This is a genomic window from Pedobacter sp. KBW06 (assembly GCF_003852525.1).
In the GTDB taxonomy this organism is placed as follows: Bacteria; Bacteroidota; Bacteroidia; order Sphingobacteriales; family Sphingobacteriaceae; genus Pedobacter.
Map to the genome: position 1 here is coordinate 495,921 of NZ_QAJL01000003.1, position 12,634 is coordinate 508,554.

A 12,634-nucleotide genomic window follows, 5' to 3' on the forward strand; every position below is an offset into this window, starting at 1 on the left:
ACGCTAATTATCAAATACATATTCACTGCACCAGTTCAATTTCCCTTTCGTTGGCTGTTCCACAGCAAAACCTGATAGTTCTGTTTTGACCTTGGATTTCATATCAATGGGAACATAATAGAATCTATAAATATATCCTGGCAAGCGCATATTAGTCCGGATACCAGAGAAAGCTGAAGAGTTGGTAAAAATTCAGTATAAAACGGACACAAAATCTTAATTCGGATGGCAAGATTTCCAGTGCTCGGATACATGCTGGTGCAGGCGGCGCAGTAAGAAGCCCAAACCTGCATGTATTAAAAATTAGCATAAGGTACCCAACTCATCAGTTATTTTTCTTTAGTGCAATTGTCAATGTATATTTATGCTCCACCAATGAATGATATTTAAGTTCAACACCAATACTCCCAAGTACCCATTTTCTGGTAAACAGTTCATCTGTATATTCAGTGGTATTGTGATAGTCCAAGGTAAGTTTACCTTCCTGATCTGCACCAAAAAGATCTATTGCCCGTTTAATAAGCTGTGTCTTTTCGCTAAGGCTTGGTTCTGCAAGTGAATTAACAATGGGTCGGAACAAGACAAATTCAGTTCTTTCAGGATAATTGATCTGGAGTACTGCATCAAAAAAATCAAGATAAACACAATTCGCAACTAACCTGAAAATACAGACATCATTGAGTGTTTCAGCAGGCCCCCTTTCTCCAAATTCGATATCATACTTCAACTTATCGAAAAAAGAATCCAAATCATCTGCAGATTCACCATAGATTTCCGAATAATGCTGATTGAATTCAGCTACCGACATCACCTTGGTTTTCTTATCAAATAACTTAAACATTGCTCTTGATTTCTCGAGGGTTGAATTGTCATCAGTAATGAAATAATCACAGTAGGAACCAAAGTAAGCATGAAAACTATCATTCTGAACATTTCCGAAAGTATTCTTTTTCGTGATCTTATCCTTACTGATTCCCAATACATCAAGCATATTATATGCTAGGACAAAGAAATCATAATCCGGGATTTTACTTTTATCTGAATGATACATCGTATCACGGATATATTCTAAATAAGTTTTTTGGAATGGCGTATTCTTGAATGCTTCATTGAAGTCTTCATTAATTGTAATCTTTCCATTGTTTAAGCCCTGATCCACCATCGCTCTTAGTTCCTTATAAAGACCACCGTTGAGATGAAGATTTTGAGAGAAAGCCGTTGCAGCCTTCATCTGATCCAATAACGTTGCTTCCGGTTTATCCTTAGGAAGAAAGGCGGACAACATTTTCATTTGATCTTCAGGAATATTACCAGGAGGCCCATGGTCTGCATCTAAAGAGATAGCAGGTATACTACGGTACAAATACTGTTCGCCAGCAATTTCAGGATCTTCAGAAGGCGTAAAGAAATTCAACAGCTCCTCAAACTCATTTGGATTATCGCCATCAAAAACCATTCTAGGGCTGGCAAGATAAAATGAAGTTTTTTTTATTATTGGGTCATAAGCAATGTAGTTATCTCCTACATAACATTCCATAAATTCAAAATCGAGGTATTTCATATCTGATAAATCTTTTCTTTTATCCCTGATATGAGCTATCGAGAAATAAAAGCTAAGCCTGTTTTTGTGCTCATCAATCAATTTCAACAATACCTGATATTTTAACTGTTCAGCCTTTCTAAGGTTGCTGAATACATTGGTATCAAAATAAATTCTAGGCATAGGTACTTCGTTTACTCCTTTTTAGCCAATTGTTCGTCTTCATCATCCAAACTACCCCATAGATTAACTCCCGGGTGATCCTCTTCAAATTTTTTAAAAAACTCTTCTGATTCCTTTTCTTTACTGGCAATAATATCAAATATTTCCTGATCAGGGTTAATAACCCTATCCAGGTAATCAAATAAATCAGCTAAACCTTTGTTGCTTTTATCATGGTGTATAACCAAAATACTATTAGGGCATTGATTTCTCGCGAGGTTGGATAAAACAAACCACAGATCATCACTGTACGTATTTAAACTAGATTGGAGATGATCCTTTTCCATAGTGAAAACAAAATTCCTGATCAAATCCATATTGTACTTAAAAAGGTCACTACCCGGCTTACTGTTGATTATCAAATAAGGTTCACATGTGGAAATATTCTCAATATCATCTGACAATTTGATCGCCTCAATATCTACATCTTCCCTGATACGGTACAATTGTGCAGTAGTAATAATTATTGGAATGTAATAGAATGAAGTCGTTTTAAAACAAGCATATTTTTGTCTACCGGACTGGCTTTCTATGGCTTCAACAATTTTCCCTGCCATTGCATAGGACAGCTGATTAATTGCCTGAGTAATCGTTTTTGGATTTGGTCCATCCGTGGTTAATTCAATTCCCTTGCTACAAAGTGGCCCAAAACTAACCGGGAACTTAATCTCTGGCTCACAATCTTCCATGAAATGATTGATGAGATGCATAAATGAAGTTTCCTCAATAAAATCCGGGGAATTATAACTATCAGGAAGAAAAATCCATTTGGTACTTTCGTGTCTGTACTTACACTCGATCATTAAATCCATATAATGATTACCGTTGATGTAAGTACTATCAATATCATAAGAAAACTCCGTATCTACGTTATTTTCATTGCTCCTGAGATAAGTATATTCCATTTTGCTAATGCAATGCTTGGAATCCAAAAATTTGCTAACTTCAAACTCAAGCGGAAGACCACTTTTCAACAGATGGTCTTTCCAGGAAGTTTTTTTTGATTTGTCCATACTAACAAATAATGGGGTAAATTTTTAATGATTTAATTAATTTACAAGTTAAAACAAGCCCTATAATTCCAAATTAGTATAGTCACACACGTAATACCTTTCATCATAAATAGCTTCCATTGTTGCGCGATAAACGAACAAATCCTCATTTTCAAAATACTCCTTGACATTCATATCTTTTAAAAAGACTTTTGGTCGCCAGTACACAAGAAATTCTTTAGCCCTATTTTTTAACACCGCTAACCCAGCGGATTCTGATATTTCACTGATATGCTCCTTATTTTTCTTAAAAACTTCAAATTCATCTAGAGAATGGCGCAAATCCACTACTGCCAAGTTCTCGTTAATCTTAAAACTGAAAGCATGAACTAAATTCTTTTCCAATGGCATTTTATCCTGAAGAAACTCTGTCAATATTTTTCTAAAAAATCCTTTGAGACTTAAAAAGGCATCCAACAATCCATGATTTCTTAAATCCTCCAATTGATTTTTATGCTTTTTACAAACCTCCCTAAAGCTATAGTCATCCAATTTCCTAGACAAGCTGATTATTAAACCTCTTTCGGTATTGAACTCTCGTTTTATTTCCTCTAAAACGTCATTAGCTCTTATAGGATCGGATTCTTCCACCACAGCTGTTAGCATATCATACGCTTTAGAGATCTCCAAAAGTGATTCTCTCGCAGCTTCTTTGGTGTTATAAAAGGCTTCAGGGATCGATCCATACCAATTAGGAATGGGTTCTTTAAAATCTGGCATAATATGATCAGGATCTACATTGGCCCCTGGCAAGGACCAAGAGATAAATTTCCGGTTTTTTGCAAAATCTGCAAGTTGTAAATAGTGCTCTATCCTATCTAGGATTAGCTTTTTTACGATGACTCTATATTTTGCTAAACCAATTATTTTGTTTCCTGGTAAGTGATACTTATCTATGCCATCTTTACGCTTCAATTCAAAATCACGGCAAACATCCTGGGCTGTTAAAAAATACATCTCCTCCTGTTCTTCGTTACCTGAATGAAGCAACACAAAAAATTCAGTTCGTGGTTTGCCGTCATCGTCTATGACATATTCTTTATGAATTTTTTGAGTCGTAGCAGGAGAATCAAAAAATTTCACCTGTACCACACCAAGTCTAGGCGCTTTATCATCTAAAAAATTTGAGTTTGTTAACCTTCGTTGAATCAGAAAATCAGCTCCATTAATATCTATCGATCGCTCTAAAATCCAAAACCTATTCATTAGAAAGGCTCTTGCTCTGGCTTCGGCCAGGTTGCCATTTTGCATAGCCTTCATCCAGCTTGGTATTTGTTCTATCTTATTATTCATAAGTATTAAATTGAATTTAAGGCCGCTGCAACCTACTAAATAGCTCATTTTTACCGATATCAATTAGATTCGGCATCAAATATACATGCCAACAATGCAAATTCTTCTGAATGGTGACCCGAATGGATTTCCTCAACACATTTTTCTATATCGATCTGAACACCAGGAGTGAATTCAACCCATTTTTTAGATGGTTCCCAAGTGATTTCCGACCACAGTGGTCTGCCCGCACCATTCATCTTCATCGCTTCACCTTGGTAGGTTTCAGTAGTAATGTTCACGCCATTCTTTTGAAATACCCGTAAAGTGATATCGTCTACGTTCGTAGCGGTCATTATGGCAGCAATAATATTGTTATCTGCAGTCTTACGATATAGCTTGTACCTCTTTTGCATTTTATTCATGATTATACCTTTAAAAGGTTTTAAAATTAGCTAACAGTACCATCGGCGTCAGTTTTACGCCCCCTCTCTAACGTTTCAAAGGCTTTATGAAACATCTTAAAAATTTCGAACAGCACATTGCCATAAAATGGAAAATATTCGAAATACTTTTTTCGGACAATAAATATTTTCTCTCCCATTTTGTATACAATATCTTCGGATTGTATCCCTTGGATAACCGCAAGCAATTTCTGGATAGATTCAGGTAGTTCTTCTTTTTCAGAAGTCATCTCTTCCAGACCAATCCGAACCTTTTCCAGTCCTTGTAATGCTAGCTCTCCCTGCATTACAAAAATCTCACGTTCAGCTAAAAGTGTTCTTCTTTTTGACTCAAATGCAATCAGCTTATCTAAGTCCTTTCGTTGCTGCTGTAATGCCTTGACTTTTTCTTCTGTACTCTTTGCCTGCTCAATTAATTCATCAATTTTAGGTACTTTAGAAAGTTGTTCAATTAGTTCTCCTCTTTTTTGGATGGAAAATAATAACAATTGAAATGCAAATGGTGCCACTATTGTCGTAGTAACTCCAAACCAAATTGTAAAACCAATATGATCGGTGGTGTAATAACCAGCATAGACGATTACTCCAAATAGTAAAAGGCTAAGTAAAAAACAAAAAGAACGTGATAATTTCATTGACAGAGAATGTTATTTAGATTTAAGAACAACCTAAATATATTATAATTATTTCACCTAAAAAGATTTCAGTCATTCTGTTCATAGAATATCTAAAATTTTGAACAAGGATTAACAATAAACGCACGATTAACAGTAAGGTGTTTTGGGAGGCCCCAGGTTCTAATGAAATACATTTAATTTTATTTCATGAACATTCCACCGTTAACACTCCATAAATATATCAAATGGTCAGACAAACCGAGAAATAGAATAAAAGACATCCTCTTCCAAAACCGGTTTTGCTTTGATGACTCCATTACTTTTAACGATCCCTTTGACAGTAAAATTCTCACTATTTTTGAGGAGAAATACAGTACTTCGGAACATGTTCACCTAAATTTCCTTAGAATAGACACCCTTCTTAGCAAAATAAACTATACCGAAGATGAAATGAGGCGGAAAGCGAAAGAGTATCATCTGAATCCAGTGAGAAGCATTTATGATACACGTAAAATGACACAATCCATTCATGAAAGTATCTTTTCTAGGCCCAATCCATTAAAATTTAAGATGGATATTATACCCATCACAAAAATTTAACCAAGCCAGAAACACAAATTCTTCTAACCCATATCGTATTAAATATTACACCACCATCAAATCACTTTTACTGCTTTATTTCAGGTAAATCAAATTCCATAAATTCAATAACCGACCATTTGAGCTTATGTTCGAAATCCATTAAAGACTTACATGGAAGATTATTTAAAAGGTCCATGTCAATTCCAGAATTGCTCGCTACAGTATAAAAATGCCCCATTCTCCTCTCCCGATCCAAATGGAAAACCTGATGCTCTGTCTCGCCCTTTAAGAGTGCCTTATAATCCTCCAAACGCGAATACCTAAGTTCCTTTTCTTCCACCAGTTCTTGTAATCTCCTTAAAGTCGTCTCAGCTAGCTCCTTCTGCTCGCAGAAATCCTCAATCTGATATTTAAGGATTAGACACAAAACCTGCGCTTCAGAAAGTGAAATATTGGCGCAATCACTGTAAAGCTCTTCCAAAGCCCCGGACTTATCAATCAGTTCAGCTATGACTTCTGGGCTAGTAATTTTTGGACTACGGCGTATATTAGAATCCCAATTGTTAAAAAATTGTTTAATATAGGCTGTTTTATATACCCATTCTATATAATCCATAATCACATTGGCCATCGCTGGCACATTGGAAGACCTTGCAGCATAATTCAAAACTATTTTCGATCTAGCCGCATACTTTTCCTGTAACACCGCCCAATGCTGGTATAATTCTGATTGAAGATGTCCACAGTTATACCAGTGCAGGATACTAAGATTTTCTATAAAGTCTTTAGTCAAAAGCCCCATCTCAATGTGTAATATTTTTGAATATGCAGTTACCTTTCCTCCCAGGTTGTCCGGCTCAACAGACACGATATCATTGACGGTTTGATACAGGGTTTGAATTTTATCTGCATATGTACCTTCGCCGTGATAAAATTGTTGAACTGCCTTCTCTATTTCAAGAAAAGAACCCAATTTCTCCCTAGCAAACAGCTCTTTATTCTTTTGGTCGTAAGTTTCCCTATCCATCATTCCTAGCAGATAAGTCGCCTGAAGTAGGATATGGGTTAGGATCGCACGCTGGTCAGGCTGAAATGCAGCGGCTTTACGATCTGCCTTTTTTAAATAATCAAGTGCTTTAAGTAACTCTCCTTTTTGGAAATAAGCCATGCCGCAAACATAATTGAACATCGCCGGTGCTTCTTTTCCACCGAGATAGGTACGTTGTTCTATGTCAATGACCTGCTGAAAAGCATAATCGTTTAATAGCCTAAAACCACACCGCTCAATAAAAGATAAATTTTGCTCGACACTGTACACTTCATTGTCTTCATCGATCATTATGCCTGCACCTCCCGGAGCTTTACCACCTTTGACATTTCTATGGGTATTTAAACGGCGAATCAGCAATCCGCTATCCAGCGTATTTTTATAAATTTCATCGGCCGCCTCCAAATCTAGCCTTTTGCAAAAATTGTAGCTATATTTTGAGGGCAGCGCTGAGGTTTTGTATTTATTGATGAGGGATTTAAAGATTTCATTGGCCAGTGCAAAGTAGAAATGATCGTTACTGTGATCATACAGCACATAATAAGCAGGCATACCGTAGTTCAGTAAATAATTGATATTGCTGACTTCAATGCCATAGGATAATAAAGCATTTTTTTTGAGTTTAGTTGTAGCGGTTGCCTTGAGCTGAACAATGAAACGGAAATTAGTATACCGGCCTTTTTCCTTAATTTCAACAACCAGATCAACCCCTTTGTCGCGTTGTACTTCCTGTCTGACCTCGAATAACGCTGTATCCAGTAAAAGCACAAATTTGTTCCTAGAAATGGTTTCCAGATCTTCATTGGGATTAGATTTGGGTAAAACTGAGCGGTAATCCATAAGTTGTTGATTTGGTATCATCCAAACTTAAAAAAATTAATGGAGAATCTATTCACTGATGGTTTTGCTGGGCAAAACCATCTCAGGGCATAATCGAAGGGTTTATAAAAGTAAACCGGAAATTGTCAAGCGACAAGGCCCTGTTTTAAATTAACGCGCTCCCCCCTTTAAAAACCAGGGCGGTACCCCTGAAAAGACCTGCATAGCTAAACATCGTCAAGCACCTTACCTCACCCAGAATGTTACCATCCCATAGAAACAAATCGCCACCTTTAATCCTTATTTTAACAGAAATAACGTTTTAAAGAACAAGTCAATCTATTTAGAATTTCCATCCTTCGAAGATTATCCGGTTTATGTTCCAATAATCCAGAAGAAATTGAGAATGCCACAACTATTCTCAAATAGCTGAATTTTCTTAATCCCTGTCAAGAAACAATAAAGCTGAAATTGTCAGACAGCAAGCCAAGTTTTTAATTAACATACTCAAAAGCTTTTTATGGAAATAATTAAGAGTTTATCAAATTCAATTTCTTTAGTATCTTGTTTCCAATGCATAAAGACAAACTAGATCAATTGGGAGAAGAATTTAAAGCCCGTAACTATCCATACTTCATCAAGGAAGCAGGCCAGTCCATTAATGTATATGAAAAAGCGGACCAAAAAGAAATAACCATCAGTTCTATAAATAAATTTATGGTGATCCCAACCCAAGGAATGCTCAGCAATCCATTTCTGGTAGCATGCCAGTCAGAAGATGGGATTATTACAGTTACCTGGCCAAACGGGGTGATCTGTCAGACTGACGATTACCATGATGTACTGAATATCTTCTTCAATGACAAAATCTATCTGCACCATATATATGAAGACTCAGAATTTCCTTTTTTTTTCCTTAAGGTAGGTATGCTCTTCAGCCCGGAACTGTACAACACGATTAGAGAAGACCCTAAACTAAACATCTACGATTATACCCTTACCCAACTTAAAAACGACCTGCACAAGCAAAAAATTGGTCTGGCCTCTTCAAGAGCACATGATTATGCGGTAAGGGCAGCGTTTTTAAGAGAGTACCCGCAATCCGATCCAGAAGCAAGGGATAAAATTCTAAAAACATCTGCCCTGGAACTTGAATTTGAAGCCATAAGAAAAGAAAAATACAACTGGTCACCCAGCAGAATATCAGGATTCTATCTAGTATCAGATACCTTCGAGGGACAAACCAGTCTAAAGAATATGTTTTACAAACCGGGGATAAGGGAATCACTAATTGTTAAACTGAAAACAATCGGACTGATGTCGATGATCAAAGTAGACTACAGATGGGTAGAAGCTTATACCGAAACCAATGACCCGGACTACATCATCAACTATTGGGAAAGCAAACCTTTTGTATCAGGCAGTGAGACCTGGGAATATCTTTATGAAGGTGCATTAGAACCGATAGATCCAGAACAAATAGCATACTTTAAAATCCGACCTACCAAGATCTTTTAATCACGACTGTGGAGAATTCGAAACTGCGACCCATTATCTATCCATTAAATCCTTCCAATGAATATCTTAAAAATCAATCTTAAGTATTATGTACCCTCCCTGGTTGAACTGGTGGACAACAAAGATTTTCCAGGGAATAAAATAGGCCGAATGTTTACAAAGAAGCTAAATTAGCGGGTAGACTCAACGGATGGGAAACACTTATTAGTTGAAGATTCAATTTACGACATCATTATTCAAGTCAAAAAAGACAATATCCATATTAATGCTGAAAAGGCAGAAAATGCCCCTATTGCGATAGAGAAATTTTCAACCGGTAAGCTTAGCCGTAAATTGACTCTTTTAAACACCAATCAACTCAGCAAAACAAGATCCAATGCTCTAATAGGAAATGAAAGATAAAAAGCCTTACGAAAGCTTCCTAAATGCTGTTATTGTCTGATAAATAAGAAAGCTTGTAACAACCCGGGATAAATCTAATCAGAAAATTTCTGAAAACGCCAAGCGCTTCGATACAAAATAGTTTATCAATAGTGTTCATCGTCGCATTTATAGGATTTTTTAGGATTTTGTTTTTTAAGTCCATGCCTTGTTCTTCAATTACCATTGGATAGACCTATTCATGAAACGGACTATCCTTTAGCAGCAATTTTAATTGGCCTATCTAACCTTCATTTTCTTATTATAAAGAAGGGTTGTACTCGGAATCAAACAAAATTTTAGCATGTTTAAAATTTATATGTAAATTAGTACCTTAGCATTTGCAGCTACAAAAAGAAACAAGATCGGTGAGTGATTCGGTGAGTCATCAATCACAAACCTCTTCGAAACCATATTAAAGCGGGATTTTAACCGTGGGTACAATTCCCCCACTCTCCGCCAAGGTATCAAAACCTACAAAAAGCCTGGAATCGTAAGATTTCAGGCTTTTTTGTTTTAAATCATTCTATAGTAATAATTAAACATGGTTCTTCCATTAATTATTTTCCAATCCTTGATCTGTGTTTTAACCCTACTTTTTATATAGGTTCGTACCAATTTCATCCAGATTATGGCAACTAAAGATCAAATTACTATTTATCAAACTAAAGACGGGAATACTTCTATTGAAGTTAAACTGGAAAATGATAGTATTTGGCTAAGCCAACAGCAACTTGATGAACTTTTCAAAACAGACAGAACCTCATTAGCTAAACACATAAGAAATATATAAAAAGCTGGAGAATTAGATGAGATATCAGAATGATCAATTAAAATCCTTGAAGAATACTGTAGGATTATTAAGTAATATATTAGAAAACAGGCCACTAAACTCCGACAAAGCCACCGGATTATTGAGAGTCGTAACGGATTACTCCTATGCGCCTGATATTCTTGACAGATATGACCATCAGTAATTAGTTATTGAAGGAACAACAGCTCTAGAACTATTTGTTATAAACTATAACGAAGCAAAACAAGCAATACATGACCTCAAAGATAAGTTCGGAGGCAGTTCGTTATCTGGAAATGAAAAAGATGAATCATTCAAAAGCTCAATTTCCACAATATATCAAACATTTGCTGGTATAGACTTATACCCTAGTGTTGAAGAAAAAGTAAAATTCAGTAGTCAATCCAGCCAATACCCTGTTTTTACTTTTTTCTGTGAACATAGAGTTCAAACAATTTTTCCCGGTAAGCATTTCCGATCATCAGCTGCCGGTCACCGATTTGCACATCATGGTGATCTATACTGGAGACTTTGGAAAAATTGACCACGTACGCCCGGCTTATTCGCACGAAAAATTCCGGCGGCAACATTTCGCATACCGCCTTAATGTTCATTCCGACAGTCAAAGTATGCCCACTCAGGTGCAGGATCGAATAGTCTTTCATGCTTTCGATATACCATATATCCGCATAATTTACCCGGTGGTACCTACGCTGGGACCGTAGAAACACATAATCCTGATCAGCCTTACTCACGTGATCATAGCTTGTTTTCTGGGCATGGACCAGATCGGAATGGTCTTTTGCTTTCTGGACAGCCTGCATAAAACGCGACTCATGAATGGGCTTCACCAAATAGTCTAATGCGTTCACCTGATAACTGTCTATGGCATACTCGGTATAGGCCGTGGTAAACACTATCATTATTTCAGGGGAAACTTTCTTTGCAAACTCGATCCCATTGCAGGCCGACATCTGGATGTCTAAAAAAATCAACTCGACGGTATTGATCGCCAGAAACTCTAATGCAGAAACCGGATTGCCAAAACACCCCAACAGGGTTAAGGAAGTATCCCGGGCGACCATCAGCTTCAGCTTTTCCCGGGCCAGGGGCTCATCATCTACAACTATGCAATTCATACAAAAACAAATTTACGGTATACCTGTTATTTTCGGTGCTGATTTCCAAGCTATGCTGACCAGGATAAAGGATAGACAATCGTCTGGTAATGTTCTTCAAGCCTGTCCCACCCGGCTCACTCGGGCTGACTTTGGAAATGGGATTGCTGCAACTGAAGAATAAGCTGCCGTTTTCTGCTGAAAACCGGATGTTTATATCCGGGTTCAACTGGTAATCGTTGTGCTTAACGGCATTTTCCACAAAAGGCAAAAGTAACAGCGGGTGTATCATCATTTGGCTATAACTGCCATTTTTTTCGATATGGGTTAGCAAATGATCGTGCCTTATTTTTTCCAGGTAAAGATAATCCGTTAGAAAATCTATTTCCTTACTTAACATGATCTTGTGTTCGGTATTCAGGTACAACTGGTAGCGCAGTAAATTGGAAAATTTGTGCACCATGGTCGAAGCTTTGTCCTGATCGAGGTAAATCAGCACGTCAAGGTTATTCAGCGTATTGAAAAAGAAGTGCGGTGTCAATTGTTTTTTCAGGTTTTCCAGTTCCAGCTGCAGGTTCATGTTGTCCACCATGGCTTGCCGGTAAGTGATCTGTACCCATTGCTGGAAAAGTTTGATGGCAGCGGCGGCCAGTAGCAAGACCAGCATAATGGTAAAAAAAGTGATCACATCAGCCCTTGTATCGGGCTGAAAGACCACGTCCGGATTTTGCAGATCCCGAAGCAGCCATTCACTTAGCCTGACCAGTAAATACATGGCCGAGATCAAACTTAAAGCACCTGCGCAAAAGATCAGGTAGCGCCTGAGGAACAGCTGGGGTACCAGCACATATAAAGTTATATAGGGCAGTATCAATAGGTACATTACCGCAGCGATATGGATAAAGGGCTTCCACTGCTCCTGGTAATCATTGGTCTGTACGGCAAGCGCGATCAGCAGCACAGGTAATAGGTGTCTGAGCCACCTGTAAGCGGGGCTACATAAAATTTTCACAAACTGGTTTTCCTGCAGCCATTCTTCAGGACCCGGGCTTTTTTTAAGAGAAAGCATAGCAATTATTTTATGCGTTAAAAATACAACTTTAACCAATCAGCAATCCAGGCGAACCCGCTTAAACCAGCTTTTTCCCCTACCAATAGCGGCAAACCAT

General features: G+C 37.4%; 11 protein-coding genes. 3 read left to right on the forward strand and 8 right to left on the reverse strand.

Annotated features, from left to right (window positions below):
• Nucleotides 1-325 precede the first annotated feature (325 nt).
• The 6 genes from DBR43_RS16945 to DBR43_RS16970 all read right to left on the reverse strand — a co-directional run bounded on the left by DBR43_RS16945 (nucleotide 326) and on the right by DBR43_RS16970 (nucleotide 7,637).
• Nucleotides 326-1,648, reverse strand: coding sequence for a hypothetical protein (locus DBR43_RS16945; RefSeq protein ID WP_124582887.1), 1,323 nt, complete (start codon nucleotides 1,646-1,648; stop codon nucleotides 326-328).
• A gap of 86 nt (nucleotides 1,649-1,734) precedes the next feature.
• Nucleotides 1,735-2,775 (reverse strand): hypothetical protein, encoded by a 1,041-nt coding sequence (locus tag DBR43_RS16950; protein ID WP_124582889.1) that lies wholly within the window; start codon nucleotides 2,773-2,775, stop codon nucleotides 1,735-1,737.
• Between the two features lie 60 nt (nucleotides 2,776-2,835).
• Nucleotides 2,836-4,107, reverse strand: a complete 1,272-nt coding sequence (locus DBR43_RS16955) for a hypothetical protein (RefSeq protein ID WP_124582891.1) — start codon at nucleotides 4,105-4,107, stop codon at nucleotides 2,836-2,838.
• Nucleotides 4,108-4,166: 59 nt separating this feature from the next.
• A complete protein-coding gene (locus DBR43_RS16960) occupies nucleotides 4,167-4,511 on the reverse strand; it encodes a hypothetical protein (protein WP_124582892.1) in 345 nt (114 codons plus the stop codon).
• A gap of 26 nt (nucleotides 4,512-4,537) precedes the next feature.
• Nucleotides 4,538-5,185 carry a hypothetical protein gene (locus DBR43_RS16965; protein WP_124582896.1) on the reverse strand — a complete coding sequence of 216 codons (648 nt, stop codon included), beginning with the start codon at nucleotides 5,183-5,185 and terminating at the stop codon, nucleotides 4,538-4,540.
• Nucleotides 5,186-5,834: 649 nt separating this feature from the next.
• Nucleotides 5,835-7,637, reverse strand: a complete 1,803-nt coding sequence (locus DBR43_RS16970) for a DUF4365 domain-containing protein (protein WP_158622524.1) — start codon at nucleotides 7,635-7,637, stop codon at nucleotides 5,835-5,837.
• Nucleotides 7,638-8,189: 552 nt separating this feature from the next.
• On the opposite strand from DBR43_RS16970, the gene DBR43_RS16975 reads away from it, so the two are divergent.
• The 3 genes from DBR43_RS16975 to DBR43_RS33340 all read left to right on the forward strand — a co-directional run bounded on the left by DBR43_RS16975 (nucleotide 8,190) and on the right by DBR43_RS33340 (nucleotide 10,531).
• A complete protein-coding gene (locus DBR43_RS16975) occupies nucleotides 8,190-9,134 on the forward strand; it encodes a hypothetical protein (protein WP_124582900.1) in 945 nt (314 codons plus the stop codon).
• 1,051 nt (nucleotides 9,135-10,185) lie between these two features.
• Entirely contained in the window at nucleotides 10,186-10,347 is a 162-nt protein-coding gene (locus DBR43_RS32970) for a hypothetical protein (RefSeq protein ID WP_158622525.1), read from the forward strand.
• Nucleotides 10,348-10,363: 16 nt separating this feature from the next.
• On the forward strand, nucleotides 10,364-10,531 hold the full coding sequence (locus DBR43_RS33340; protein WP_233603020.1) for a hypothetical protein: 168 nt from the start codon (nucleotides 10,364-10,366) through the stop codon (nucleotides 10,529-10,531).
• Between the two features lie 238 nt (nucleotides 10,532-10,769).
• Here DBR43_RS33340 and DBR43_RS16980 read toward each other — a convergent pair whose 3' ends face one another.
• Together DBR43_RS16980 and DBR43_RS16985 are read right to left on the reverse strand one after the other, a co-directional pair.
• Nucleotides 10,770-11,486 (reverse strand): LytR/AlgR family response regulator transcription factor, encoded by a 717-nt coding sequence (locus tag DBR43_RS16980; protein ID WP_124582902.1) that lies wholly within the window; start codon nucleotides 11,484-11,486, stop codon nucleotides 10,770-10,772.
• Nucleotides 11,464-12,534, reverse strand: coding sequence for a sensor histidine kinase (locus tag DBR43_RS16985; RefSeq protein ID WP_124582904.1), 1,071 nt, complete (start codon nucleotides 12,532-12,534; stop codon nucleotides 11,464-11,466). The genes DBR43_RS16980 and DBR43_RS16985 overlap by 23 nt, the downstream gene beginning before the upstream one ends.
• Between the last annotated feature and the right edge of the window lie 100 nt (nucleotides 12,535-12,634).

Coding starts and splice junctions, on each gene's coding strand:
- DBR43_RS16950 (WP_124582889.1), bottom strand. CDS start 2,775: ATGGACAAATCAAAAAAAACTTCCTGGAAAGACCATCTGTTGAAAAGT.
- DBR43_RS16955 (WP_124582891.1), bottom strand. CDS start 4,107: ATGAATAATAAGATAGAACAAATACCAAGCTGGATGAAGGCTATGCAA.
- DBR43_RS16960 (WP_124582892.1), bottom strand. CDS start 4,511: ATGAATAAAATGCAAAAGAGGTACAAGCTATATCGTAAGACTGCAGAT.
- DBR43_RS16965 (WP_124582896.1), bottom strand. CDS start 5,185: ATGAAATTATCACGTTCTTTTTGTTTTTTACTTAGCCTTTTACTATTT.
- DBR43_RS16970 (WP_158622524.1), bottom strand. CDS start 7,637: ATGGATTACCGCTCAGTTTTACCCAAATCTAATCCCAATGAAGATCTG.
- DBR43_RS16975 (WP_124582900.1), top strand. CDS start 8,190: ATGCATAAAGACAAACTAGATCAATTGGGAGAAGAATTTAAAGCCCGT.
- DBR43_RS32970 (WP_158622525.1), top strand. CDS start 10,186: ATGGCAACTAAAGATCAAATTACTATTTATCAAACTAAAGACGGGAAT.
- DBR43_RS33340 (WP_233603020.1), top strand. CDS start 10,364: ATGAGATATCAGAATGATCAATTAAAATCCTTGAAGAATACTGTAGGA.
- DBR43_RS16980 (WP_124582902.1), bottom strand. CDS start 11,486: ATGAATTGCATAGTTGTAGATGATGAGCCCCTGGCCCGGGAAAAGCTG.
- DBR43_RS16985 (WP_124582904.1), bottom strand. CDS start 12,534: ATGCTTTCTCTTAAAAAAAGCCCGGGTCCTGAAGAATGGCTGCAGGAA.